Consider the following 25,614-nt stretch of genomic DNA (forward strand, 5'->3'; position numbering starts at 1 on the left):
GCGACCGCGGCCAGGAACGCCGGGTCCGTGGTCGCGGCACCGTGGTGCGGGACCGCCATCAGCTCCGCGGCGAGCGGGTCCGGGCGCGGGTCGTCCGCGGCACGGGCGAGCAGGTCGGCCTGGGCGGCCAGCTCCGCGTCGCCGGCGAAGAGCACGCGCCGGTCGTGCCAGGTCACACGGATCACGATGGAGCCGTCGTTCAACTCACTGGGCGACCAGCGGTAGGGGCGGCCCGCGTCCGGACCCAGCACCTCGACGTCGAGGTCGCCGACCACCACCCGGTCGCCGGTCACGGGACCGCGGACGGGCACGTCGCGGTCGGCGGCCACCTCGAACAGGTCGTCGAGGATGGGCGACTCCGTGCCGAAGGTCCGCAACCACACGGCGCCGACCTGCACCGAGCGCAGCACCTCGGGCCCGCCGCCGACGTGGTCGGCGTGTGGGTGGGTCACGACCAGCAGGTCCAGGCGCCGACGGCCGTTGGCGCGCAGCCATCGTGCCGCCCGGTCGTCCTCGCCCGCGTCGACCAGCACGCGGGCCTGCGGTGACTCCACCAGGAACGCGTCGCCCTGCCCGACGTCGATCGCCGTGACCGTCAGCCCCGAAGGCGAACGGGCCCCGACGGCCAGCGGGGCGAACGAGGCCAGCACCAGCACCGCGGCCGTCGCGGCGGCCAGGCGTGCCGGCGGGCGGCGAGCCGGAGCCAGCAGCGCGAGACAGGCGAGGACCAGCGCGGCGACGGTCACCGGCCGGCCCACGTCGGCGACCCCACCGCGCCCGGCGAACCCGTGGGCCGCCAGGAGCACGATCCGGGCCGGCCAGCCGGCGAGGGCGAACAGCCAGGTGCCGGCCTCGAGGTGGACGGCCGCGACCACGGCCGCCACGAACCCGATCGAGGCAGCCACCGCGGCTGCCGGCACGGCGACGAGGTTCGCCGGCACCGACGCGAGCGGCACCTCCCCGAAGCTCGCCAGCAGTAGCGGGACGACGGCGATCTGCGCGCCGAGCGTCACCGCCAGGACGTCGGCGACACGCGCCGGCAGGCGGTGCAGGCGCGGCCGCACCGCCGGGGCGATCACCAGCACGCCGGCGGTCGCGGTGGCCGACAGCAGCAGGCCGAGCGACCCGGCCAGGCGCGGGTCGAGCAGGACGAGCAGCAGCACGGCCGCAGCCAGCGCATGCCGCGCGTCGCGGGCGTGGCCGCGCGCGCCGGCCAGCAGCACCACACCGGCCATCGTTCCCGCGCGCAGGACCGAGGGCTCGAAGCGGGTCAGGAACGCGAACCACACCAGCGTGCCCGCCAACACGCCCCGGCGTGCCGCGGCCGGCAGCCGCAATACCAGGCACAGGCCGTACACGCCCGCGGTGACCAGCGCGACGTGCGTGCCCGACACGGCCGTCAGGTGCGTCAGCGAGGTCGCCTGCATCGCCGTGCGCTCGGCCTCCGGCAACGTGCGGGTGTCGCCGGTGGCCAGGCCGGCCAGCAGCCCGCCGACCGGGGGCGGGTTGCGGGCACGAGCGGCCTGGCGGACGCGGTCGCGCACGTGCTCGCTCGCACGTGCGGGCCCGCCGGGCTGGCCGGCGTCGGTCCAGTTGCGCAGGTCGAGCGCGACCGTGACGTGCTGTTGCGCGAGCCAGCGCCCGTAGCCGCCGTCGGGCAGCGGTCGCGCGGTCGCCGAGGCCGTGAACCGTTGCCCCAACGGCGGCGGGTCGTCGACCTCCAGCGTGGTCGCCGCCCGCTCGCGTGTGGCCTGGCCGTCGACCGCCTCGATCCGCACGACCGCGTGCCAGCCGGTCGCAATCGGACGCGGCTCGCGCACGACCGTGCCGGCGACCGTGACCGCACCGCCATGGTCGGCGACGTGCGGGAGCAGCCCCCAGCCGGTCGTCGCGTCGCGCGCCAGGATGCCGGCCGCCCCGACCGCGGTCGCGGCCAGCAGCAGCCACGCCCCCACCACCGGTGCCGCGGGCGCCAGACGGGACGCCGACGCGGGGCTTCGGCACCTCGCCACACCGACGGCGACCGCCACCACGGCGACCGACGCGACGACGACGGCGGTCAGCAGCGGCCGTTCGAGGCGGTCCGCCGCGAGCGATCCCGCCCCGGAACCGGCCACCACGGCCGCCGCCCACAGCGGCAGCGGCCCGAGCACCGACCCGAGCGGCGGGCGATCCCACCCCCCGTCGTCGGCGGTCACGACACCGTGACCAGGTCGGCCAGCTGCTGGAAGGTCTTCTCGCCGATCCCGGGGACCTCGCGCAGGTCGCCGGGCACCTGGAACGGGCCGTGCTCCTCGCGGTGCCGGACGATCGCGGCCGACTTGCTCGGACCGATGCCGGGCAGCCGCTGGAGCTCCTCCTCGCCGGCACGGTTGAGGTCGATCGGTGCGTCACCGCCCCCCGCCGCCCCCGCCGCCGCGTCGCCGCCCGATCCCGGCGCGCCGCCCGTCGGGGGCGGTGGATCCTCGCCCTCACGCGGCAGGTGGACGTGCTCGCCATCCTCCAGCAGACGCGCGAGGTTGAGGTGGTCGAGCCGGGCGTCGTCGGTGGCACCGCCCGCTGCGGCGATCGCGTCCGCCACCCGCGCTCCGCCATCGAGGGTCACGACCCCTGGTGTCGACACGGCACCGGTGACGTGGACCACGAGGCTCGCGGGTGCCGACGTGCCGCCGGTTCCGTCGGCCCCGACCCCTGCCTCGGCCGACCCCGCGGCCGGCGGTTCCGACAGACCCGGATCGCCGGCGACGCCGCCGGCGTCCCGTGGGTGAGCGTGGTGGTGCTCGTGCGGGTCCGGTGCCGCACCGTCCACCTCGGCGCCGTCGTGGACGTCACCGATCAGGCCTGCCGCGTCGCCTGGTGTCGCGCCCGGGCGCTGCGCGGCCTGGACCACGAACAGGCCGGTGGCCACCAGCGCGCCGAGGAGCAGCAGCGCCACACCGGCCGCTTCGGCCGGGGTCGCCTGGAGCCAGGTCAGCGCCCGTTGGCGCAGCGGGATCGGGTCGGCGTCGTCCATGGCGACAGCCTGCCGGGCCTCGGCGCCGGTCCCCGATCGCGTTCCCTGCCGCTTGTGGACGACGTCGCCGACGGCGTCGCGGGCGACGGGCGGCTGGAGCTCCTCGAGGAAGCGTTCGGCCCGTTCCGCGAGCCCGTCGACGACCGTGCCGACCGAGCGAACCAGGTCACGGCCGTCGGCCTTTCCCTGGACGATCCAGACCTACCGGTCCTCCTCGGCGACCTCGGTGACGCCCGGAACCGCCGCCAGTGCCGCTTCGACGCCCTGCCGCAACTCGTCCTCGAGCGGGTCGTCACGCCGGAACTCCGCAACCGCGACACCGACCTGCCAGGTCCAGGGCCCGGCGTCGTAGCGGATCGCCTCGACGGCACGGAGGTCGTCATCGTCCACCAGCCGCTTCAGGCGTCGGCGCGCGGCACCACGGCGATCCCGACGGCCCCCGGACCCACGTGGGCGCCGACGATGGGGCCCATGTGCGTCTCCAGCCGCTCGCCGACCTCCAGCCGCCCTTCGAGCCGTGACCACAGTGACGCGGCCCGCTCGGCGGCGACGGCGTGGGCGACCACCACGTCCACCTCGCGGCCCGCAGCGTGCTCCACCGCCATCTCCGCGACCCGGTCCAACGCCCGCTGCCAGGTCCGGGTGCGTTCGCGTACCTCGACGCGCCCCTCGACGACCTGCAGGACCGGCTTCACCCGCAGCACGCTGCCGACGGCGGCCTGCGCGCCGGTGAGGCGACCGCCGCGCTTGAGGTGGGACAGATCGTCCACCACGAGCAGGCTCAGCGACCGGTCGCGCACGGCCTCGGCGACCTCCACCACCTCGGCAACCGTGCCGCCGGCCTCGGCGACACGGTGGGCACGAAGGGCCGCGAGACCCAGCGCGCCACCGACCAGTTGCGTGTCGACCACTTCGACGGGCAGGCCGGCCCGGCCGGCGCGGTGCCGGGCCAGGTCGACGGTGCCCGACAGCGCGGCGGACACGTGTAGGGACACGACGGCGTCGTGGCCGTCGTCCACGCAGTCGGCGTAGGCCTCCTCGAACCAGGCCGGTGCGGGCTGCGACGTGGTCGGCAGCCGCGACGTCGCGGCGAGGCGGTCGTAGAAGGCCTCGTTGGAGATGGTGACGCCGGAGATGAGCGTCTCGTCGCCGAACGTCACCGACAGCGGCACGACCCGGATGCCGAGGCGCTCGACGAGGTCCGCCGGCAGGTCGCAGGTCGAGTCGGTCACCACCGCGACACCGCGTCCCACCGCCCACTCCCTCGCCGGGCGCGGCAGCCTAACGGTCCCTCGGCACCGCGCACCGCAGGTCACGGGGTCGAGGGCTGGGCCGTCGCGGTCGAGGGCGGCGTGCCCGGGGCGACGACGTGGTCGAGGACGAGGTCGCCGACGTCGTCGGGCCGCTCGAGGTGCAGGAAGTGGCCGACGCCGTCGAGGATCACCACGCGCGAGGCGGGGTGCGGCAGCCGTCCGATGCTGCGCTCGGCCCAGACCACGCCGATGCAGCCGTCGTCACGGCCGTGCAGCATCAGGTGCGGCTGTGGCGGCAGGGGGACCCGGTGTGAGAGGGCCCGGCCGGACAGCACCGCCGGGACGAACCCGCGGTAGTACGCGAGCACCGCCCGTGGGGCGCCGGGGCTGCGCAGGACCGCCCGCAACGGCGCCAGGTCGTCCTCGGTCGGCACGTAGTCCGGCGACCAGCGTCGCCACAACCGCACGAACCCGGCGGCGTCCGCTGAGGCCATGCGGTGCTCGGCCCCCGGCAGCAGCGCCGCGAGCGCGTAGCGCGAGCGCACCACCTGCGGGCCGTCACCGGCGGCCCCCAGCAGCACCCGCTCCGGTGGGACCGCCAGCGTCACCAGCCGGCGCCACCGTTCGGGCGCGGCCGCCGCGGCCCGCATGCCGGCGATGGCGCCCCAGTCGTGTCCGATCAGCACCGCGTCGCGGCCGCCCCCGAGCGCCCGGTGCAGGGCGTTGACGTCGGCGGCCAGCGTGTCGGGCTCGACCCGTACCCGGTCGGGCACCCCGGTCGGTGGATAGCCCCGCGCCCACGGCGCCACCGCGTGGAAGCCCGCCTCGGCCAGTCGCGGCAGCAGGTGGCGCCAAGTCGCCGGCGTGTCCGGGAAGCCGTGCAGGCACAGCGCCAGGGGGCCGTCCGGCGGCCCCGCCTCGACGTAGGCGAACGTCAGACCGTTGGCCCGTGTGAACCGCGCTGCCACCTCGACGTCGCCTCCTCGTCCGATCCGCGACCACCTCGACGCACACGCGCGGCACATGGGTCGTCACACGAAAGCTACCGGCGCGGCCGCGACCGACCGGACGGAAGTCGGCGTCCAGGCTCGCCGTCGGACCCGCACCCTCGGTGACTCACGCCCGACTGATGCACGAGCCACCCGCACGCCCCGAACGCCCATCGACGCCCCGCGGAAAGGACGCCTCCGGTGGCGAACTACGGCTTCACCCTCTTCTCCGAACTCAACGGCCCCAAGGAGATGGTCGAACAGGCCGTCGCCGCCGAACGGGCCGGCGGTGTCGACTTCCTCGGCATGTCCGACCACTTCCACCCGTGGCTCAGCCGCCACACGGACAGCCCGTTCGCCTGGACCGCGCTGGGGGCCGTCGCGACGGCCACCGAACGGCTCGAGATGGTCACCCTCGTGACCTGCCCGTTCCTGCGCTACCACCCCGCGATCATCGCGCAGGCGGCCGCCACCGTGCAGATCCTGGCCGACGGCCGGTTCACGCTGGGGCTCGGTGCCGGCGAGAACCTCTCCGAGCACATCGTCGGCCGGGGCTGGCCGCCCGTCGACGTCCGCCACGAAATGTTCGCCGAGGCGGTCGAGATCATCCGCGAGCTGTGGACCGGCGAGTGGGTGACCTACCACGGCCAGCACCTGACCGCGCAGGACGCCAAGCTGCACACGCTGCCCGAGCAGGCGCCCCGGATCGCGCTGGCCGCCTCCGGACCCCAGTCGATCGAGCTCGCCGTCGAGCACGGCGACGACATCGTGTGCGACTCCCCCGAGCCGGACGTCGTCGAGGGCTTCAAGGCGCAGAAGCCCGAGGGCCGCGCCTACGCCCAGATCCCCGTCGCCTACGACGAGGACTTCGACACCGCCCTGGACGCCGCCCACCACTTCGCGTTCGGCGCCACCGGCTGGAAGGTGATGGCGGAACTGCCCAACATCCCCGGCTTCGACGCCACGGCCGCACTGGTCGACGACGACGCCATCCAGGAGCTGGTCGTGACCGGCAGCGACCCGAAGCCGCTCGTCGACAAGCTCCAGCAGGCGGTGGAGACCGGCTACGACCACATCGCCGTCGTGCAGGTCGGCCCCGAACGCACCGACCGCTTCCAGGACTGGTTCACCCAGAAGGTCCGCCCCGAACTGCCGTAACCGAAACGCGGTGGTGGATCCCGGCCCGCTGCGGGTGCGGTGGTCGATCCCGCCCGCTGCGGGCGCGGTGGTCGCCTGCCACGGTTGCAACCTGACGCCCGCTGCGCATGCGGTGGTCGCCTGCTACGGCTGCGACGTGACGCCCGCTGCGGGTGCGGTGGTCGCCTCCGCAGGGGGCGCTTCGCTCGCTCTCGGTTCGCGCCTGGGGCGCTCCCGAGATAGCCCCTGCTACGGCGACCACCCCACCCTCCGCTCCGGGGTCGGGCCCTGCGCGCCGTCCCGCCCGACGGCGCGGCGGCCGGCTGGTTGCCGGATCCGTCCGGTCGCGTCTGCCGGCAACGGTCGCGCGCGGCTGCCTCGGCATGGCAGCCAGGCGCGACCGTTGCCGAGTGCCGTAACCGCGTGGAGTACGCAGCCGGGGGTACGCGATCCGCATGCGTGCATCCTGACGCGCAGCGATAGCGGGTCGGGATGCACGCATCCGCCCGGCGCCGACCTCCGCCGCCTAGCCCCGGCGGCCGACCGCCGTGCGCCGCACCGCCCCGCGGCGAGCGCCGAGGGAGCGGAGGGGCGGGTGGTCGCCGTAGCAGGGGCTGTGAGCGAGCGAAGCGATGCTCACGAGTGGAGCCGAGTGTCAGGGGCGGAACGCCCCCTGCGCAGGCGACCACCCGACCCGCAGCGGGGACACCGCCGCCACCCGAGTGGCTAGGCGACGACGAGGTTGACGAGCTTGCCGGGAACGACGATCACCTTGCGCACCTCGCCGGTCAGCTGGTCGGCGACGGCGTCGCGGGCGGCGGTCTCCGTCGCGGACTGGTCGGCGTCGGCCGGCACGGTGACGCGGGCGCGGACCTTGCCGTTGACCTGGACGACGATCGTGACCTCGTCCTCGACGAGCAGCGAGGTGTCCGCCTGCGGCCACGACTGGTCGTGGACGGAGTCGCCGTGGCCGAGCCGCCGCCACAGCTCCTCGGTGATGAACGGGCAGATCGGCGCCAGCAGCTTCTGCAGCACCTCGAGCGCGTCGCGGGTCGCGGGCCCGTGCACGCCGTTGCGGGTGGCGTCGAGCACGGCGTTGGTCAGCGTCATCAGCTTGGCGATGGCGGTGTTGTACTTGCGCGCCGCGTAGTCCTCGCTGGCACCGACGATGGCCTCGGCGGTCGCCTTGCGTAGCGCGGCGACGGCGTCGTCCGGGCCGGGTTCGGCCAGCCCCGACTCCTCACGGGCGACGTGCTCCAGGGTGAGGCGCCACACGCGCGAGAGCCACTTGTGCATGCCGCCGGGCGAGACGTCGGCCCAGTCGATGTCGTCCTCGGGCGGCGAGGCGAACAGCATCGTGCCGCGCAGCGTGTCGGCGCCGTAGGTCTCGTAGACCTCGCCCGGCACGACGAGGTTGCCCTTCGACTTGGACATGGCCGCGCCGCCGAGGATGACCTGGCCCTGGCTGAGCAGCGCCTGGAACGGCTCGTCGGCGGCGACCAGCCCACGGTCGCGCATGGCCTTCACGACGAAGCGGGCGTAGAGCAGGTGCAGCACGGCGTGCTCGACCCCGCCGGTGTACTGGTCGATCGGCAGCCACCGGCCGGCCGGCTGCACGGGCCAGGCGAGGTCGTCGCTGCGCGGGTCGAGGTAGCGCAGGAAGTACCACGACGAGTCCACGAACGTGTCCATCGTGTCCGTGTCGCGGACCGCTTCCTCGGAGCCGCACTGCGGGCAGGTGACGTCGTGCTTCCACGTCGGGTGCAGCGCCAGTGGTGAGCCGGCCACCTGGAAGTCGAGGTCGTCGGGCAGCCGGACGGGCAGCTGGTCGTCGGGGACGGCCACCTCGCCGCAGGACGGGCAGTGGATGATCGGGATCGGTGCGCCCCAGGAGCGCTGCCGGGAGATCAGCCAGTCGCGCAGCCGGTAGTTGACGGTCGCCTTGGCGATGCCGCGCTGCTCGAGGTCGGCGGTGATGCGCTGCTTGGTCTCGCGCCAGTCCAGCCCGTCGTACGGGCCGGAGTTGACGGTCACGCCGTCGCCGGCGTACGCCTCGGTCATGTGCGCACCGTCGAGGTCGGTGCCGTCCTCGGGCGCGACGACGACACGCACCTCGAGGTCTTCCTGGCGGGCGAAGTCGAAGTCGCGCTGGTCGTGGGCGGGCACGGCCATGATCGCGCCGGTGCCGTAGTCCATCAGCACGTAGTCGGCGGCGTAGGCGGGAACGTTCTCGCCCGTGGCCGGATTGACCATGTCGAAGTTCAGGCGCAGGCCGCGCTTCTGGCGTCCGGTGCCCTTCTCCGCGGTCCCCTCGAACGAGGCCATGCGCTCGATCTCGGACTTGCGTGAGACCTCGTCCATGAAGGCGCGGTAGTCGGGGTCGTCGCCCATGCGCGCCTCGACCAGCGGGTGCTCGGGCGAGAAGACGAAGTAGGTGGCGCCGTACAGGGTGTCGGGCCGGGTCGTGTAGACGACGACCTCCTCCCCCGGGCCGTCGGCGTCGGCGGTGCGGAAGGTGACCTCGGCGCCCTCGGAGCGACCGATCCAGTTGCGCTGCAGGGTCTTGACCCGCTCCGGCCAGTCCAGCGTCGGCAGCGCGTCCAGCAGTTCGTCCGCGTAGTCGGTGATGCGGAAGAACCACTGGGTCAGCGGCTTGCGGACGACGACGGTGCCGCAACGCTCGCAGGCACCGTCGACGACCTGCTCGTTGGCGAGCACGGTCTGGCAGCCCTCGCACCAGTTGACCGCGGCGGCACGGCGGTAGGCCAGCCCGGCGTCGAACAGCTGCAGGAACAGCCACTGGGTCCAGCGGTAGTACTCCGCGTCGCAGGTGTGCAGCACCCGGTCCCAGTCGAACGAGTAGCCCAGACGCGCGATCGTGGCCCGCTGCTCGGCGATGTTGTCGTAGGTCCACTTGGCGGGGTCGGCGCCGCGGTTGCGGGCGGCGTTCTCCGCCGGCAGCCCGAAGGCGTCCCAGCCGATCGGGTTCAGCACGGTGCGGCCCGTCATGCGCAGGTGCCGCACGAGCGCGTCGTGGATCGAGAAGATCTCCGCGTGCCCCATGTGCAGGTCACCGCTGGGGTACGGGAACATCGTCAGGGCGTAGAAACCTTCGCCGTCCGCGGTCGCGTCGAGCGGCAGCGAGTAGACGCGCTCGTCGTGCCAGCGCCGTGCGATCGCCGGCTCGAAGGCGAGCGGGTCGTAGCGCTCGACCTCGGTGCCGGTCGGGATCGCCTGCCCGTCGCTCACGGACGTCTCCTTGCTGTGTTCGCTGGGTCGTTGCATCCGGAAAAGCCCCGTGGCCGGGGCTCCCACGAGCGTAGCCGCCGGCGCCAGCCCGCCTTCCGAGACCCCGAGGTGGACCGATTCGGCGTGCGCGGGCGCCGGTTCGACCGGCCCGGCGACACCGTGTACATTGCCCCGCCGCACGCCACGCAGTCGCGTGACGGGCACCGCACGGGCCGGTAGCGCAGTCCGGCAGCGCACCTCCATGGCATGGAGGGGGTCGTGGGTTCAAATCCCATCCGGTCCACCGTGACGGTTTCGCACAGAACGCCCCGCCAGGCATCGCCGGCGGGGCGTTCTGCTTGCGGCAGCGACTACGAGGTGCGTCCCTCGAACTCCTCGGGCGTCGTGTCGGCCGCGTGGGCGCCGCGACGTCCGATCGGCTCCTCGGCGCCGACGGTGGTGTCGCGCAGCGTCTGGCGCTCCTGCTCGGCGTTGATCTCCGCACCGAGCAGCACCACGAACGCGGTCAGGAACAGCCACAGCATCAGCACGATGATGCCGGCGAAGGCGCCGTAGGTCTCACCGAAGTTGCCGAAGTTCTCCACGTAGAGGGTGAACAGCGCCGACCCGATCAGCCACAGCACGGTCGCCACGATCGCGCCGGTGCTGGCCCACTTGAACTGCGGCGAGTCGCGGTCGGGACCGACCTTGTAGATGACGCCAAGCGCGCCGATCACCAGCACCGCCAGCAGGGGCCACTGCGCGACACGGATCGCCAGCTCGCCGGCCTGGCCGAGCCCGAGCTGGTCGACGACCCCCGGCAGCACCGCGATGAGGCCCAGGGCGATCAGCAGGAACACGATGCCGCCCAGCGTGAGCGCCAGCGCCAGTCCGCGCTTGATCGGGAACTTGCGTTGGTCCACCTCGTCGTAGGCGGCGTTGCAGCCCTCGATCAGCCCGGCCATACCTCCGGACGCGCTCCACAGCGCGATCAGGATGGACACCACCAGCGCGAACGACAACGCGCCCGAACCGGTCTCTGCCACCTGGGTCATCTGGCCTTCGATGAGGCCGGCGGCGTCGGCGGGCAGGGCGCCGGTCAGGTTCGCCATCTGCTGCTGGATCTGCGCCGGGTCGGCCACCAGCCCCCAGATGCTGATCGCGGCGATGATCGCCGGGAACAGCGCCAGCAGGCCCTTGAACGCCACACCCGCCGCCAGCAGCGACACGTGGTCGTTCTTCAGCTCCGTGACCACGCGCTTGCCGATGCTCTTCCACCCGGACCCCGGGATGTCGGTCGGCGAGCCGGCGTCACGTCCGTCAGGCTGGTCACGTCCGCCCGTGTCGCGGCGGGCATCGGCAGCGTGCGACGACGCGGCGCGCTCGTCGGCGTCGCGCACGTCGATGACGCGATCACGGTCCGGGGCGTCGGTACGCCCCCGTCCTGCCGTCCCGGTGTCGCGGTCGGCGAGTCCCACGGCGGTCTCCTGTCTGCTGTCTCGGTGACGGGTCGGGTCCGCACTCGAGCGGCGGACCCGACCCTTCGATCGTTCGTGTCAGCGCTGCTCGCGCACGGTCTGGGCCGACTCCTGCGCGTGGCCCTGGACCTGCTGGGCCGCGTCCTGCGCCTGCGAGCGCGTCTCCTCGACGGCCTGCTGCGCGGACTGCTTGGTGTCCTCCATCGCGTGCTGCGCGTGCTCTTGCAGCTGCGTCTTCATCTCCTGGCCGGCCTCCTGCACCTGCTGGCGGACCGGGTCCTCGAAGTTGTCACGCAGCTCGCTCGCGAGCTCCTGCTCCGCCCGGCTCGGCGGTAGCAACGAGCCGACCAGGGCGCCGACCCCGAAGGCGACGAGTCCGGCGGCCAACGGGTTGCCGCGCGTCACCTGCTCGACGCGCTGCGGTGCCTGCTGGATCGCCTCGCCGGCGTCCTGGAGCGTCCCGCTCGCGCGACCGGCGACGTCCGAAGCCGTGCCCTGTACCTGCTCGGCATCCGGCGTCGCACCCATGACGGCGTCCTTGGCGCGCTGGAACCGGCCGCGCACCTTCTCCGTCTGCCGTTCCTTGATGCGCGACGGGCTGACCCGGTCCTCGAGCTCCGCGAGCGTGCGGTCCATGTCGGCCCGGGTGCGGGCGATCTCGCTCCGTAGCTGTTCTGGGTCCTGCGAGGTGGGCGTGGTGGCGTACTGGCTCATGAGCTCATCCGATCGGTGACGACCTGCTTGTCCTTCTGCACGTTCTCGATGGTCGCGTGGGGCGTGAAGTCGACCTGCTGGAAGCGCTTCTTGCCCGTGGCGAACAGGACCGCGGCGACGACGCCGAACACGATCCCGACGACGAGGAAGGCCAGGCCGGTGGGCATGACCTCGGCCAGGCCCCAGGCGGCGGCCCAGGCCAGCAGCAGCAGGGTCACGAAGGCGAGGATCCCGGCCGCGCCGAGCATCCCGCCCGCCTTCGCCGCCGAGCTGGCCTCGCGTTTGATCTCGACCTTGGCCAGCTCGACCTCCTGCCGGAACAGCAGCGTGACGTCGTCGCCGAGGCGGCTGATCAGATCGCTGAGGGAGGCGTCGGGGCCGGGTGGCGGTGCCGACGTGGCATCGACGCGAAGGTCGTCGACGGCCTCGGAACCGTGGGGGTCGACGCTCATCGGCCGTTCCCTCCCGGTGAGAACGGGTCGTCCTGCTCGGCTGGCGGCGGCACGACACCGCCGGTCGGGCTGCCCGTCGGCGGCAGCGGCGGCGCGGGCGGTGCGCCGGTCGCCGGCGAGGTCACCGGCGGGGTCCCGAGGCCCGGCGCCGGCGTCAGTCCGTCGCGCTCGAAGCGCGCGTCGCTCGTCGAGGTCGTGCCGGACGGCGGGATGCTCGACACGCCCGCTCCGCCGGAGCCTGCGCCGATGCTGCTCTGGGCACCGTCACCGCCGTTCTGTGCGGCCTGGGCGCCGCGGGCCAGGCGGGACACGGCGAAGCCCGCGACCGCAGCCCCCAGCAGGAAGGCGCCCGGCTTGCGGCGCGCATAGCGCTGCACCTCGTCGACGACGCCGTCGAATCCGAGCTGGTCGACCCGGTTCGCGATCTGGTCGACCTGGCCGGCCAGACGCTGGGCGTAGTCGCCGACCGGACCGGCCTCCTCCACGTCACCGCGGGCCAGGGCCTCGAACCGACCGCCGAGGGAGTGCATCGCGCCACCGAGGGCTTCGGTCTGCTGCCGCGCCTGCTGGTGCAGCTGGTCCTTGGCGTCCTGGGTCAGGTCACGGGCGTGGCCCATGGCTTCGCTGGCGACGCCCGCCGCTTGCTCCTTGGCCGTGCCGGCGACCTCGCCGGCCTGCTGCTTGGCGTCCTCGGCGACCTGACGGCCTTCCTGGCGCGTCAAGTCGACGGTGTCCGTGTCGTCGGTGCCCGGGCGGGCCCCGTACGTCGGTGGCTGCTGTGCCACGTCGTTTCCCTCCGTGTCGAATCGGCCGTCAGCGGTCGTGGCGGCCGGGGAGACAGCAAACGGGCCGATGCACGCGAAACGGACAGGGCCGAGGTGGTCCTCGGTAGGTGACGAGCCGTATTCGCCGGACTGGGGAGCGCCGAGGCGCCGTCGCAGCGGTGGCCGGTGGGACAGGTGCAGCGACCCATCCGGCTGATGAACGGCGCATTCCGGTGGTTTCCGCCCCCGACGTGGGCAGTGGTCGGGCGGGAACCGTCTTCGTCCAGATCAGCCGGGCGGGCAATCACGCCGTTGCATCCGTCGGGGCAGACATCGCGCAGTCGGCCCGCTTCAGGGTCGCCCACGACCGCCGACGGGAGCAGCTAGCGTGGCACGTTCCTCGCCTCGCCCCTCCTGTCTTCCCCTCATCTCGCTCGAGTAACTGGCCGTGCCCGACGTCTTCTCCCTCGACGTCGCCGGCGTGTGGCAGCTGCTGTGGCCCGCTGTGGCCATCGCGCTGCTGCGCGTCGCCGACGTGTCCCTCAACGTCTTCAAGGTCGTGTTCGTCGTCCAGCAGCGCCGCTGGCTGGCGGCGGCGACCGCCGGTCTGGAAGCGGGCACCTGGTTGGCCGCCGCCGGCATCGTGTTCGCCGACGTGACGCCCGCCCGGGCCGCCGGCTTCGTGGTCGGCGTCGCGGCCGGGACCGCCATCGGGGTCGGGCTGACCGGCAAGCTGCGTCTGGGCATGGCGACCGTGCGGGTCTACGCCGACGCCACCCGGACCGACGACGACGGACGTCCGCTCGAGCGCGGGCATGCCATCGCGCGAGCCGTCCACGCCGCCGGGTTCGGTGCCACGGTCTTCCGCGGCCAGGGCTACAAGGGCGACGTCGACATGGTCCTGTCGACGGTGCGGCGGCGTGATGCGGACCGAGTCCTCGCGATCGCGCGGGCGGTGGACGAGGCCTCGTTCGCGGCGATCGACAATGCCGTGCACCCGGCCCCGGTGCCGGGCGGCTCACCCAGCGGGCGCGTCTGACAGCGACCCGGCGCCGACATCGGCGTCGGCGCAGGCGGCCGCGTCTGCTCAGGCCCTGACGACCGGTCGCCACCCGATCCGCAGGTCGAGCGGGAGGTGGGCGATCTCGTTCCAGCGGTCGAGGACCACCCGCTGGCCGTCCCAGGACACCAGCTCCGTCACCGACGCGTTGTGAACCGTCCCGAACGTCCCCGGCGGCAGCTCCAACAGCGCGTGCGTGCCGTGCCAGACCGGCCCGCCGTGGGTGACCGCGATCGTGACGCCGTCCTCGGGCGTCTCGTCCATCAGCTCGCGCAGGACCGGGACGATCCGCTCGACGAACACCGCGTTGGTCTCACCGCCGATCTCCGCCACCACGGCGTCGTCGTGGGCGCGCCACCGCTGCCACCGCTCCGGGTCGCGTTCCTCGGCCTCGGTGCGGGTCAGACCCTCCCACGCGCCGAAGCTGCGCTCGCGCAGCCGGGCGTCGGTCTCCGGGTCGACCGCGAGCACCTCCAGCAGCGGCGCCGCCGTCTGCTGGCAGCGCAGCAGGTCGGACACCACCACCCGCGCATCGGGGTGTGCGGCGGCGAGCGCCTCACCGACGTGTTGCGACTGGGCGTGGCCATCGTCGGACAGGCCGGCGCACTGCTGTCCCTGGATGCGTCCGGTGGCGTTCCAGACCGACTCGCCGTGGCGAACCAGGACCAGCCGCCTCACGCCTCGTCCCCGAGGTGGCTGCCGGCACTGATCCGTGCCGGTGCACCGTCGAGTCGTTCGCCGGTGCCCGGGTCGCGCCGCGGGACGTCGGCCCAGAGCTTGTCCAGCGCGTAGAACTCGCGCTCCTCGGTGGAGAACAGGTGGCAGACCAGGTCGCCGTAGTCGATGACCAGCCAGCCGCCCTCGGCCGTGCCCTCGCGGCGCAGCGGCTTGCGTTCGTGCTCGACCCGCAGCCGCTCCTCGACCGATTCGGCGACCGCCTTCAGCTGGCGGTCGCTGGAGGTGCTGACCAACAGGAAGACGTCGACCAGCGCGAGCAGGTCGGCGACCTCGAGGATGGTGAGATCGGATGCCTTCTTGTCGTCGGCCGCGTCGGCGGCCGCGACGGCGAGTGCGACGGCTTCGTCGGTGGCGGGCACGGGCAGGCTCGTATCGTCGACGGACGGGTCAGTCGGCAGGGAACCACAGCCGCCAGCCGCACGCGAGACCGCGCTCAGTCCTCCGACAGGTCGGCGCCGACCACGACGCTGATGTCCAGTCCGTCCGGCGCGCCGGCGGTGGCCTTCTCGATCACGCCGACGCCGAGGAGGTCACGCAGGTCGGCCGCCACGGCCAGCGACGCGGGGTCGTCGAGGTGGACGAGGATGCGGGTCCGCTCGTGGTGCTGATCGGCCGGCTCGTCCACCACCGCCACCACGAACCCCGCCGGGCGGGCGAGGTCGGCCACGTCACGGGCCAGGTGCGGGCGGCCGCTGCCGTCGACGACCCGCACCACCGGGGCGGCGTCGGTCGCGGCCGCCGACAGCGTGCCCGCGGTCTTCGACGTCGCCGGCGACGACGGTCGCCGCAGCGAGAGCGCACCGGTGAGCGCACCGACAGCCACTGCGGCCGCCACCAGCACGGTCAGGCCCACGAGCCCGGCGCGCACCCGGTCCGCCGGCGACCGGCGGCGCCACGTCCGGTCGTGCCGCCGCCGCAGCCGACGCCGCTGCCTCCGCGTCGACGGACGCTGCCCCTGCCCCCAACCCACCTCGTCACCCCACGGCGTCGTACAGTTGATGTCGTCTCACGTACCGGTCGACTGCTTCGGGCACGAGGTAACGGGTTGCCCGACCTTCGGCGTATCTCGCCCGCAGTTCGGTCGACGAGATCTCCAGGCGCGGGACCTCCAGTTCGTCCACGTGCTGGGCCGCCACTGGGTCGAGCCGCACCTCGTGACCCGGACGGGTGACCGCCACGAACCGGGCCAGTCGGTAGGCGTCCTCGATGCGTTGCCACTCGTCCAGCCGGGCCGTCGTGTCGGCGCCGAGCAGGAAGTGCCAGGTGACGTCCGGTTCCTCGTGGTGCAGCGCCTCGAGCGTCTCCACGGTGTAGGTCGGGCCGTCGCGTTCGGTCTCGCGCGCGTCGACGTGCAGGTGCGCGTCGTCGACGACCGCCGCCTGCGCCATGGCGACCCGGTGGTGCGCCTCTCCCACGGTGCGCTTCATCCACGGGTCGCCGGCGACCAGCAGCCGTACCTGGTCGAGTCCGAGGTCGACACGCGCGGACTCGGCCACCACGAGGTGCCCCACGTGCGGCGGGTCGAACGTGCCTCCCAGCAGGCCGACGTGACGTCCCACGCTCAACCCGACTGGAAGCGGAACGCCATCTGCTGGCGCACTTCCGCGGGGAGACGCGGCAGCTCGTCACGCGGCACCGAGTACGTGGCGAGGTCGAACAGATCCGTGAACACGCGATGGCGGCGGGCGGCTGCCTCGAGGTATTCGTGGCCCGACGTGCCGCCGGTCCCGATGCGCCCGCCGATGGTGCGGTGCACGAGCTGGGCGTGGGCGTTGCGGAACGCGTTGAAGCCGATGTCGAGGTCCACCAGCGTCCGCAGCAGTCGGTGCGGGGTGTGGAACGCCGGCTCGTCGCGGTACAGGCTGATCAGCAGGGCGGCGAGGAACGCCTCGTGCGACAGGCGCCGCTTTCCCCGGGCCCGCAGATCCTCCCACCGTTCCCGCTCGAACAGCGTCGCGAACGTCTCCACCGTGGTCTCGAACGCGTCGAGCTGCTGCTGCCGACTCACCTCGTCGAGGCTCGCGTTGGTGGCGATGAGCTTGCGGTCGCGCTCGATCATCGCCGTCACGGCGTCCCGGTAGGCGGACCAGAAGTCGAAGTCGCCGAAGTGCAGGAACGGGGTGCGGGCCAACCAGGCATCCAGGACGCCGAGGAGGGTCGGCTGCGACTCGGACGCGAGCAGCCGCTGGGCGTGTTCCTGCGACAGCCGCGAGGTGTAGGGCGCCCCCTGGATCTTCATCCGCTTCGCCGGGTCGAGCCCGAGCCGGTTCTCGATCAGCCGGAACTGCACCGACTGGAAGCCGCTGGCGGGGATGAGCTGGTCGCGGAAGTCGAGGAAGTCCAGCGGCGTCATCGTCTCCAGCACGGCGAACTGCTGGACCAGCAGCGGCTGGATCTCCTTGATGCGCTCCAGCCGGTGCAGCACCTGGCCCATGTCGCGCTCGTCGACCGGGACCGCCGCGAGCGTGTCGACGACCGACTCGAGCTCCCACAGGATCTGCTTGAACCACAGCTCGAAGGCCTGGTGGGTGACGATGAACAGCATCTCGTCGTGCGCCGGCGTGGCGCCGTCCTCCGCCGAGGCCAGTCGTTGCGCCCCCAGCAGGTCGTCCAACCCGAGGTAGTCCCAGTAGTACCGCACGCGTTCCATGCCTCGCCCTCCGCGCCCCTGCAGACGCTATCGCCTGGCCGGCCCGGTCCGTGGCGCCTGCGCGTTTCGCCGCCGCTTTCCTGCACGCTCCGCCGTGCCGCGTCGTCGAGGTTCAGTCGCGGCCGATGGTCGCGGTCACGCCGACGACCGCGGCCACGACCACACCGGCGAGCACCACCCGCAGCCATCCCGGCACGTTGGTGTCCCGCCCACGCGTCTCCGTCCCCGGCGTCGTCTCGTCGGCGCCGGTCTCGTCGGCGCCCGTGTCGCGGTTGCCCTCTGGCGGCTGCTCGGCCGCCTTGGCCGTGCCCGGCGCCTCGTGCGCAACCGGCGCCGTGTCAGCGAGTCGGATCGCCGTTCCCGCCACCTCCTTCGCGGCAGGGTCCTCCCCCTCGGCGGCCCGAGCCGTGCCGGCACCGAGGAGAAGGCTCAGCACGACGCCGACGGCCGCCGTGACCACGGCGACGTGCGCCAGCCGGGCGGCCGCGCCCGAGTCCACGTGCACCCTGCATCCGATTGGTGGGCTTCCTCGGGGCTCGACGCGGCGCCCCCGGAAGACGGCACCGCGGCGCACGGTCGGCACGCAGATCGGCGCCGCTACGCGATGCGCTCCACGAAGCCGGCCAGCTGCTTGAGGTTGCGCACCTCGACCATCTCCTCGACGAACCGGCCGTACGAGGACGAGATCGAGTCGCCGGTGTCCCAGAACTGGATCGGCTCGGGGTTGAGCCAGAACACGCGGCGTGCACGTCGCTGCAGGTCCTGCAGCACCCAGGCATTGGCCTGGCGGTAGTTGTTGCGGGCGTCGCCGAGGATCAGCACCGTCGAACGCGGGCTGATGTCGCGGGCATACTCGGCGTGGAAGCGCTCGAGGGAATGGCCGTAGTCGGAGTGGCCGTCGAGCCAGACGAGTTCGGCCTCGGACATCATGCGTTTCATGGCGTCGGCGGCGTCGCCCTGCTCGAACAGCGCGGTCACCTCGTCGAGCGTGTCGATGAACGCGAACGAACGCACCTTGCTGAACTGCTCCTGCAACGCGTGCACGAGCATCAGCGTGAATCGCGCGAACGACGCGACCGAACCCGACACGTCACAGATGACGAACAGCTCGGGCTTGTGCGGCCGGCGTGGCCGGAACATGGGGTCGAAGGGCACGCCGCCGGTGGACAGCGACTGACGCACGGTGCGGCGGACGTCGAGCCGGCCGTCCTTGCCGTGCTTGCGCTTGACCGACACGCGGGTCGCGAGCTTGCGGGCCAGCGGACGGATCTGTGCGCGCAGCTGCGCCTGGTCCTCGGCGGACAGATGGAAGAAGTCGAGTTCCTCCACCGGCGGTCGCGTCATGCGGTCGGCGACCTGCTCGAGGCCGCGCTGGGCCGCGGCGCGCCGCCGGATCTCGGCCTCGACCTCCTGTTGGAAGGCACGCAGCCGGGCCTCGAACTCGTCGCGGTACAGCCGCTCCTGCAGCGGCGTCAGCCGGTCCTCGTCGTCGACGGCGCGCGCCAGCATGTCGCGCAGCAGCTGCTGGAGGTCGACCGCGCGGAACACCTTGTACTGGAAGTAGGAAACGCCGCCGTCGCGACCCTCCACCCGTCCGAACTGCTCGACCGCCAGGCGTGCCATCTGTCGGATGGCCTCGTCGTCGCCCTCCATCAGCCGGTCGAGGAGGTCGCTGAGGTAGTCGTCGGGATCCAGCTCGTCGGCGGGTTCGTCGGTGACCGGCGGCGTGTCGTCGGGCTCGGCGCGACGGGCCGGGAAGTACAGCTCGAACAGGTCGTCGAACGCGCGACGGTGGGTCTGCGAGGTCACCGTCACCGCCGCGAGCGCCTCGCGGAGCTGCGCGCGGTCCAGCAGGTCGAGGTGCGGCAGGGCACGCACGGCGTCGATGGCCTCGGACTGGGTGGCGCCGACGCCGGCGCGCCGCAGCGCCTGGACGAAGTCGAGGACACGCTGGAGGAACCCGTTCAGCGGCGGCGGTCCGTCGGCCAGCACCTGCGCGACGCGCTCGTCCACCTCGTCCTCCTCGATCGACACCAGCCTACGACCCGACGCCGGTCGGGGAGATCCGGCACACCGGCACACCGCCACCGCGGGGCATGATGACGCCAGCACGCACGTCGAGCCCACCACGCGACGTCCCGCGGGAGGCGGGTCGGCGTGGTGGGCAGATGACGTACGTGATCCGAGTCTGGCCGCGCCGCGGTTGGCACGCGTCAGAACGGGATGGTGTCCCCAGGATCGACGAATTGCCTGAGCCTGCGGCCGGCGGGTGGATCGCAGCCAGCGCTGGGCGTGTCGCCGGGCACGGCAGACGGGTCGGCACCGGTGCTCGGCGCCTTGCCAGATCGGGCCGGCGGGTCCGTGCCACCAGGCACGGTGGACGGACCGGCACCACCGGTCGGCCCGTCGCGAGGCGCGCCCGGCAGGTCGAGACCGCCGCGTGACGAGCCGCGTGGTGCTGCGGGCGGGTCGGTGCCGCCGGACGGGCCCCAGTCGACGGGTGCGGTCGGCAGGGAGATGCGGGTGGTGCCGGGCAGGGCCCGGATCCGCAATCCGCTTCTCGGGTGGTGCCAGATCCGGACGCCGTCGGCGGTCTGGGTGACGATCCAGCCGGCGGTCTCCTTGGTGTGGTTGGTGGGCCGGCACACCGGCGCCAGCTCATCGATGTCGGTACGCCCCGGCACATCGCCAGGCCGGACCGGATGCCAGGGGCGGGCGTGATCCAGATCGCAGGCCAGCGCAGCGACCTGGCAGCCGGGTTCGCTGCAGGTGTCCTGGACCGCCAGCACGGCGTCGGACAGCCAACCGGGCGGCAACCGGCGGGTCCGGCCGACCCCGAGGACCTGGCCGGCGTCGTCGACGACGATGGCCCGCAGCTCGGTTCCGCGTTGGTCGAGCAGCCGCCGCGCCGCCACGGAGGTGAGCTGCAGCCGGCCGCCGGACAGGCGGGTCAACAGCTCGGCCGGCAGCCGGCCGGTGTCGAGCAGGGTGTCGTACGAGACACGCAGCAACACCTTGACCGGCACCCGCCCGCCGCCGTCGCCGGTCGCGCCGGCCTCGAGCAGGTCGATCAGCTTCTCGAACCGGCGCCGGCCCCGATCGGCCGACGCCTGCCGGACCTGGTCCGGATCCGGGTCATGCCCGATCCCGGGTTTGGTGGCCGGACCGGCCCGGCCGGGGTCGGTGGCGGCCTCGAGCAGCGCGAAGTTGGCCGCGCCTGCCTGTCCGAAGAACCGGCCGCCGGTGCCGTCCAGCCGCGGCTGGAGCACCAGCATCTCCGCCGGCTCGTCGACACCCTCGTCAGGTTCTTCGGGGTCGGTGGCGGTCAGATCGGCGGCCAGCCACCGGACCAACCCGGACACGGCATCCGGGTCCGCGCCCTCCAACCGGTCGACCAGCTCGTCGACCGCGGCGTCCAGCAGGCCATCCAGCCGGCGCGGCAGCCGCTGCACTTCCAGCGCGATGATCCGCAGCTGCGCCCACGAGATCCGGGCCTGATCGAACGCCGCCTTCAGGCCGGGCAGCCGCCGCAGCACCTCAGCGGCGGTCAGCAGCATCCGCCGATCCGCGGACGTGCGGCGGGCCTCGCTCAGCAGCCACTGCTCCAACGGCACCCCCGTCAAGGTTTCGACTGCGGAGCTGTCCTGGAGCTGGATGATCGTGTCCAACACCGAGGCGAGCAGCCGATCGACCAAGCGCAGCTCGTCGAGCATCCCGGCCAGCCCCGGCACCTCCGCCAACACCGGAAACGCGTCCAAGCGGTCGGCCACAGCCGCCGGCTCGCGCGCAGCCGCAGGTGTCGTCACCGACGCGGCATCGACGGCGTCGCCAGCCGGATCCGTGCTCGAGGACGCATCCGTGCGATAGCCGGCACCGTGATCGGCCGCCAGCACCCGACCGACCGTGTGCGGCCGCGCCCCCCGACGCGCGGCCCCACCGGCAGCCCCGTAGCGGCCGGCCGGAGCGGCCGACAGCGACGGAGCGGAAGCTGTGCGAAGCATCGACCCAGTATCGGCGACGGGTGTGACACGAACCGCGCCGATTTGGCCGGCCGGAGCGGCCGACAGCGACGGAGTGGGGACGGTGCGAAGCATCGACCCAGTATCGGCGATGCCTGTGACACGGTCCCGATGAGTCGTCCGCGAACTGTGGAGAACCGGAGGTGGAGCGCATGCCGTCATGACGGCGCCGGCGAGTTGCACGCGCAGCCCGCTGGTTGCCGCGGTCGCCGCCTGGCGTCAGCTGCCGTAGGTGACGGCGACGGCGCCGTCGTCGCTGCGCAGGAGGACGACGACATGATCGTCGACGGTGACGACGTCAGTCATCAGCACCTCGGTGATGCCGCTCTCCAGGACGGCGTTCTCCTCGGTCCCGAGGATCGCCAGCCCGCCCCCCATCGCGGCGAACGTGCCCTGCGGCGCCTCGGCGATGCCGGCACGACCGTCGAAGCCGGCACCGTCCGGATCGGCGACACGGATCTCACCCAGCGATTCGCCGTCCGACGCCGCGAGCTGCCGGGCGACCACCTCGCCGCCGGCGTCCAGCACCACCGCGATGCCGGCATCGGGTGCGAGGCCCGCCGAAACGGGTGTCGCCGCCTCCGCCTCCCGGGCCCAGCGCACGCTGCCGTCGGCGACGTCCAGCGCGACGAGGCTGCTGACGTCCCGGTCGTCTTCGCGGCTGAGCGCGACCAACGCCCCCTCGTCGCTCACCGTCAGCACGTCGGCCCAGACGGGCGAGTCACCGTCGGGCGCCGCGCCCTCCAGGTCGTCGAGGTCGACGGCCCACATGGGGTCGCCCGTGGCACGGTCGAAGGCGCTGACGACCGGTGCAGCCTCGTCGGCGGCGGTCCGGCGCCCGAGCACCACCAGTTGGGAGCCCATGGCCGCGTCCAGGCGCTCACCGGTGACACCGGGCGGGATCTCCGGCACGTCGAGCGCACTGATCCAGACCTGCCCCTGCTGGGCGTCGCGCAGCTCGAGCTGCGGGAACTCGCCGTCCTCCTCGACGCGGAAGAGGAGCAGCTGACCGTCGCCGGCGCTGAGATGGAACGCGAACGAGGTGCCGACGGTGGCGGTGTCGAGGCAGTCGCCGCCGTCGAGGCGCACGTCGACCGGGACGATGGCGTCGGTCTGGCCGGTCATCGGGTTCGTGAGCGCGAGCGAGTACAGCGTCGCCCCGTCGCCGACGATCGTGCCGTCACCCACCTCGGCGGTGTCGCGCACCTCGGCGTCGGCGGCGTCCAGCACCGTCGTCGTCCGGCCGATCGCCGCCACCAGGTCGCCGTCGGGACCGCCGACGACGGCCAGGGACTGCGCACCGGTGACGTCCGCCGCGGCGGCCACCGGTCCCAGCCGGCTCGCGAGCGTGCCGTTGAGGTAGCTGGCCAGCGCGGCGCGTTCGTCGTCGAAGAGGTCGGGCAGCCCCTCCGCCAGCACCGCGTCGAGGTCGGTCCCGGCCGTGCGCGGCAGGATGGGCTCGGGGTCGATGCCGGCGCAGGCCGAACGGGTGAACACGGCCGCGCTGACGACGCCGACGAGGATCAGCGCCACCATGGAGGCGGCGCCGACGATCAGCACGCGCCGGTCGGCCGACAGCGGGTCGTCGGTGCGTCCGGGGCTCGGGTCGAGGTCGGCCGGGGCCGACGGGGAGTCACTCACCTGGTCCCGCCGTCAGTTCATCTCGGGGCGCGGCGGCAACCGCAGGTGCCCGACCGCCTTCTCCACGTCCTGCTGGTACTTCAGCAGCACGTTCATGGTGCCGCGCGCGACACTCTCGTCGATGCTGTCGAAGCCGAGCTCGAGCAGCGTCCGGGCCCAGTCCAGCGTCTCGGAGATCGACGGCGGCTTCTTGAGCTCCAGCTGCCGCAGGCTGCGGACGATCCGCACCAGCTGGTCGGTGAGGTGCTCCGGGGCCTCGGGGACGCGGGACAGCACGATCTGCTTCTCGCGCTCCACGCTCGGGTAGTCGAGGTGGAGGTACAGACAGCGGCGCTTGAGGGCTTCCGAGAGCTCGCGCGTGTTGTTGGAGGTGAGCACCACGAAGGGGTGACGGCTGCCGCGGACGGTCCCGAGCTCCGGGATGGTGACCTGGAAGTCCGACAGGATCTCCAGCAGCAGGGCCTCGAACTCGAAGTCGACCTTGTCGACCTCGTCGATGAGCAGCACGACGTCACCGGGGTGGCGCAGCGCCCGCAGCAGCGGCCGTTCGAGCAGGTAGTCCTCGCCGAACAGGTCGTCCTCGACCTCGTCCCAGCTCTCGCCCGCCTTCGCGTCACCGCCGCGTGCGTGGGTGATCCGCAGCAGCTGCTTCTTGTAGTTCCACTCGTACAGCGCCTTGGCCTCGTCCAGGCCCTCGTAGCACTGCAGCCGGATCAATTCGGCCCCGCGCGCCTCGGCGACCGCCTTGGCGAGTTCGGTCTTGCCGACACCGGCCGGCCCCTCCACGAGGACGGGCTTGCGCAGCCGCTCGGCGAGGTAGGTGACGGTCTCGATCGACTCGTCGGGGAGGTAGCCGACGTCCGAGAGCCGCTTGCGGACGTCGACGACCCCGCTGAACTCGCTCGGGGTGCTGGACACGGACACGCCTTCGCGTCGGCGGAGTTGACCAGGGAAGGCGCCGGCACACGGCACCGGCCGGCGGCTCACCAGCAGGCTACGGCAGTCCCCGCCGGAGCGACCAACCGGCACCGACCGTCCGCCCCAGCCGGCGGCGTCCGATCAGACCGCCGACGCCGCGAGGTGGTCGAGGAGCAGCGGGAGCACGGCCTGCTCGACGAACGCTGCGGGCAGGTCGTGCCCCATGCCGTCGACGACCTCCAGTCGGGCGTCGGGGACGGCCTTCGCGGTCGCGTGGCCGCCGGACACGTCGATGAGCGGGTCGCGGTCGCCGTGCACGACCAGCGTCGGGGCGGTGACGTCGGCGAGGCGGTCGGTGCGGTCACCGTCGGCGCGGACCGCCAGCAGTTGGCGCGCCGTGCCGTGCGGGTGCACGCCACGCTGCCACGTCAGCGTCGCGCGCCGGCGCACCACCTCGGGGTCGACGTGCCCGGGACTGCCGACCGCCTCCTCCTTGGCGAGCACGTAGGCGAGGTAGGCGTCGAGGTCGTCGGTGGGCGGCGGGGTGGTCAGCACCCACTTGGCGTCCTCGTGCACCTGCCCGACGTCACGGGCCCCGGTCGTCGACATCAGCGACGTCAGCGACCGCACCCGCTCGGCGTGCGCCAGGGCGAGGTGCTGGGCGACCATCCCGCCCATGGAACGGCCGACGACGTGTGCCTCGGCCACACCCACCGCGTCGAGGACGGCGACCAGGTCGTCGGCGAGGTCGGCCAGCCCGTAGGGCGGCACGGGCCAGCCGTCGGCGCCGCGGGGCAGGTCGTGCACCCGGCCCGGCAGCACCGTGGAACGGCCGGCGTCGCGGTTGTCCATCGTGAGCGTCCGGTACCCGGCGGCGTGCAACCCGGCCAGCAGCTCGGCCGGCCAGTCGACCCGTTGCATGCCCAGCCCCTCGACGAGGAGGACGACCTCGGCAGCGGGGTCTTCGGGGCCGGCGACGTGGACGTCGAGCTCGACCGGTACGCCGGCACAGGTGCCGGTGCCGACGCGCCGGCCGTCGTGTCCACGCCCTCCCGGGGGTGTCATCGGCGCTCGGCCTCGTCGAGGAGGTCGACGAGCGCGTCGAGGATCAGCTCGGCCGTCACGAGGTTGGTGGCCAGCGGCACCCCGTGGATGTCGCAGAGCTTGAGCAGCGCCTGGATGTCGGGCTCGTGCGGGTGTGCGGTCATCGGATCGCGCAGGAACAGCACGGCGCGTACGCCGCCGTCGACGAGGCGGGCGCCGATCTGCACGTCGCCGCCGACCGGGCCCGACTCCACCCGCTCGACCGGCAGCCCGGTGGCTTCGGCGACGCGCCCGCCGGTGGTCCCGGTCGCCAGCAGCGGGAACCGCACGAGGTCGTCCCTGCGACGCGCGGCGAGCGCGACCAGGTCGTCCTTGCGGGCGTCGTGGGCGATGAGCGCCAATGACGCGTCGGGGCGGATGGTCACCACGGGGCTCCTCGCGGGCGGGCGCGGCACCGTACCCGTCACCGGGTCCGCGACCGGTCCGAAAACGGCGGCACCGGACTAGCGTGAGCCG

At 73.2% G+C, this 25,614-nt stretch carries 23 protein-coding genes, 1 tRNA gene and 1 pseudogene; 3 read left to right on the forward strand and 22 right to left on the reverse strand.

Translation table 11 applies throughout. From position 1 onward, the window contains the following. Positions 1 to 128 precede the first annotated feature (128 nt). The 5 genes and pseudogenes from ACERM0_RS11365 to ACERM0_RS11385 form a co-directional block, all read right to left on the reverse strand. Positions 129 to 2,198, reverse strand: a pseudogene (locus ACERM0_RS11365) (ComEC/Rec2 family competence protein); the annotation flags it as partial. After that, positions 2,195 to 3,013 carry a ComEA family DNA-binding protein gene (locus ACERM0_RS11370; protein WP_373678713.1) on the reverse strand — a complete coding sequence of 273 codons (819 nt, stop codon included), beginning with the start codon at positions 3,011 to 3,013 and terminating at the stop codon, positions 2,195 to 2,197. The pseudogene ACERM0_RS11365 and the gene ACERM0_RS11370, both read right to left, overlap by 4 nt. Before the next feature lie 201 nt (positions 3,014 to 3,214). Continuing rightward, complete coding sequence (locus ACERM0_RS11375) at positions 3,215 to 3,403, reverse strand: hypothetical protein (protein ID WP_373678714.1); 189 nt, start codon at positions 3,401 to 3,403, stop codon at positions 3,215 to 3,217. An 8-nt stretch (positions 3,404 to 3,411) separates the two neighbouring features. Continuing rightward, a complete protein-coding gene (locus ACERM0_RS11380) occupies positions 3,412 to 4,266 on the reverse strand; it encodes a DegV family protein (protein ID WP_373678715.1) in 855 nt (284 codons plus the stop codon). A 59-nt stretch (positions 4,267 to 4,325) separates the two neighbouring features. Beyond that, positions 4,326 to 5,234 (reverse strand): alpha/beta fold hydrolase, encoded by a 909-nt coding sequence (locus tag ACERM0_RS11385; RefSeq protein WP_373678716.1) that lies wholly within the window; start codon positions 5,232 to 5,234, stop codon positions 4,326 to 4,328. Positions 5,235 to 5,456: 222 nt separating this feature from the next. Between ACERM0_RS11385 and ACERM0_RS11390 the strand changes: the two genes are divergently transcribed. Beyond that, positions 5,457 to 6,413, forward strand: coding sequence for a TIGR03557 family F420-dependent LLM class oxidoreductase (locus ACERM0_RS11390; RefSeq protein ID WP_373678717.1), 957 nt, complete (start codon positions 5,457 to 5,459; stop codon positions 6,411 to 6,413). A gap of 705 nt (positions 6,414 to 7,118) precedes the next feature. Here ACERM0_RS11390 and leuS read toward each other — a convergent pair. Further along, on the reverse strand, positions 7,119 to 9,641 hold the full coding sequence (leuS, locus tag ACERM0_RS11395) for a leucine--tRNA ligase (RefSeq protein WP_373678718.1): 2,523 nt from the start codon (positions 9,639 to 9,641) through the stop codon (positions 7,119 to 7,121). Between the two features lie 209 nt (positions 9,642 to 9,850). Between leuS and ACERM0_RS11400 the strand changes: the two genes are divergently transcribed. After that, positions 9,851 to 9,924, forward strand: a tRNA-Ala gene (locus tag ACERM0_RS11400). Positions 9,925 to 9,991: 67 nt separating this feature from the next. On the opposite strand, the gene ACERM0_RS11405 is transcribed toward ACERM0_RS11400, so the two are convergent. The 4 genes from ACERM0_RS11405 to ACERM0_RS11420 all read right to left on the reverse strand — a co-directional run bounded on the left by ACERM0_RS11405 (position 9,992) and on the right by ACERM0_RS11420 (position 13,049). Beyond that, positions 9,992 to 11,098: a YihY/virulence factor BrkB family protein gene (locus ACERM0_RS11405; RefSeq protein ID WP_373678719.1), complete on the reverse strand. Its 1,107-nt coding sequence runs from the start codon at positions 11,096 to 11,098 to the stop codon at positions 9,992 to 9,994. A 78-nt stretch (positions 11,099 to 11,176) separates the two neighbouring features. After that, positions 11,177 to 11,812: a DUF3618 domain-containing protein gene (locus ACERM0_RS11410; protein WP_373678720.1), complete on the reverse strand. Its 636-nt coding sequence runs from the start codon at positions 11,810 to 11,812 to the stop codon at positions 11,177 to 11,179. After that, positions 11,809 to 12,264 (reverse strand): phage holin family protein, encoded by a 456-nt coding sequence (locus ACERM0_RS11415; RefSeq protein ID WP_373678721.1) that lies wholly within the window; start codon positions 12,262 to 12,264, stop codon positions 11,809 to 11,811. The genes ACERM0_RS11410 and ACERM0_RS11415 overlap by 4 nt, the downstream gene beginning before the upstream one ends. Next, positions 12,261 to 13,049: a hypothetical protein gene (locus ACERM0_RS11420; protein ID WP_373678722.1), complete on the reverse strand. Its 789-nt coding sequence runs from the start codon at positions 13,047 to 13,049 to the stop codon at positions 12,261 to 12,263. Before ACERM0_RS11420 ends, ACERM0_RS11415 begins: the two co-directional genes overlap by 4 nt. A gap of 427 nt (positions 13,050 to 13,476) precedes the next feature. On the opposite strand from ACERM0_RS11420, the gene ACERM0_RS11425 reads away from it, so the two are divergent. Beyond that, the gene (locus ACERM0_RS11425; protein ID WP_373678723.1) at positions 13,477 to 14,067 is read left to right on the forward strand and encodes a DUF2179 domain-containing protein; all 591 of its coding nucleotides are present in this window, start codon (positions 13,477 to 13,479) and stop codon (positions 14,065 to 14,067) included. Between the two features lie 48 nt (positions 14,068 to 14,115). On the opposite strand, the gene ACERM0_RS11430 is transcribed toward ACERM0_RS11425, so the two are convergent. From ACERM0_RS11430 to ACERM0_RS11485, 12 genes are all read right to left on the reverse strand, one after another. Further along, a complete protein-coding gene (locus ACERM0_RS11430) occupies positions 14,116 to 14,766 on the reverse strand; it encodes a histidine phosphatase family protein (protein ID WP_373678724.1) in 651 nt (216 codons plus the stop codon). Beyond that, entirely contained in the window at positions 14,763 to 15,185 is a 423-nt protein-coding gene (rsfS, locus tag ACERM0_RS11435; protein ID WP_373678725.1) for a ribosome silencing factor, read from the reverse strand. The genes ACERM0_RS11430 and rsfS overlap by 4 nt, the downstream gene beginning before the upstream one ends. Positions 15,186 to 15,259: 74 nt before the next feature. Further along, positions 15,260 to 15,694: a LytR C-terminal domain-containing protein gene (locus ACERM0_RS11440; protein ID WP_373678726.1), complete on the reverse strand. Its 435-nt coding sequence runs from the start codon at positions 15,692 to 15,694 to the stop codon at positions 15,260 to 15,262. A 106-nt stretch (positions 15,695 to 15,800) separates the two neighbouring features. Further along, positions 15,801 to 16,385, reverse strand: coding sequence for a nicotinate-nucleotide adenylyltransferase (gene nadD, locus ACERM0_RS11445; protein ID WP_373678727.1), 585 nt, complete (start codon positions 16,383 to 16,385; stop codon positions 15,801 to 15,803). Between the two features lie 2 nt (positions 16,386 to 16,387). Then, a complete protein-coding gene (locus ACERM0_RS11450; RefSeq protein WP_373678728.1) occupies positions 16,388 to 17,476 on the reverse strand; it encodes a tryptophan 2,3-dioxygenase family protein in 1,089 nt (362 codons plus the stop codon). A 112-nt stretch (positions 17,477 to 17,588) separates the two neighbouring features. Beyond that, entirely contained in the window at positions 17,589 to 17,981 is a 393-nt protein-coding gene (locus ACERM0_RS11455; RefSeq protein ID WP_373678729.1) for a hypothetical protein, read from the reverse strand. A 92-nt stretch (positions 17,982 to 18,073) separates the two neighbouring features. Further along, positions 18,074 to 19,510: a VWA domain-containing protein gene (locus ACERM0_RS11460; protein WP_373678730.1), complete on the reverse strand. Its 1,437-nt coding sequence runs from the start codon at positions 19,508 to 19,510 to the stop codon at positions 18,074 to 18,076. Positions 19,511 to 19,689: 179 nt separating this feature from the next. Further along, positions 19,690 to 21,246, reverse strand: coding sequence for a DUF222 domain-containing protein (locus ACERM0_RS11465; protein WP_373678731.1), 1,557 nt, complete (start codon positions 21,244 to 21,246; stop codon positions 19,690 to 19,692). A 468-nt stretch (positions 21,247 to 21,714) separates the two neighbouring features. Then, on the reverse strand, positions 21,715 to 23,136 hold the full coding sequence (locus ACERM0_RS11470; RefSeq protein ID WP_373678732.1) for a hypothetical protein: 1,422 nt from the start codon (positions 23,134 to 23,136) through the stop codon (positions 21,715 to 21,717). A 12-nt stretch (positions 23,137 to 23,148) separates the two neighbouring features. After that, positions 23,149 to 24,054 carry an AAA family ATPase gene (locus ACERM0_RS11475; RefSeq protein WP_373678733.1) on the reverse strand — a complete coding sequence of 302 codons (906 nt, stop codon included), beginning with the start codon at positions 24,052 to 24,054 and terminating at the stop codon, positions 23,149 to 23,151. A gap of 141 nt (positions 24,055 to 24,195) precedes the next feature. Then, positions 24,196 to 25,119, reverse strand: a complete 924-nt coding sequence (locus tag ACERM0_RS11480; protein ID WP_373678734.1) for an alpha/beta fold hydrolase — start codon at positions 25,117 to 25,119, stop codon at positions 24,196 to 24,198. Next, a complete protein-coding gene (locus ACERM0_RS11485; RefSeq protein ID WP_373678735.1) occupies positions 25,116 to 25,523 on the reverse strand; it encodes a methylglyoxal synthase in 408 nt (135 codons plus the stop codon). The genes ACERM0_RS11480 and ACERM0_RS11485 overlap by 4 nt, the downstream gene beginning before the upstream one ends. Positions 25,524 to 25,614 lie beyond the last annotated feature (91 nt).

The sequence above is a fragment of the Egicoccus sp. AB-alg2 genome (assembly GCF_041821065.1).
Taxonomy (GTDB): domain Bacteria; phylum Actinomycetota; class Nitriliruptoria; order Nitriliruptorales; family Nitriliruptoraceae; genus Egicoccus.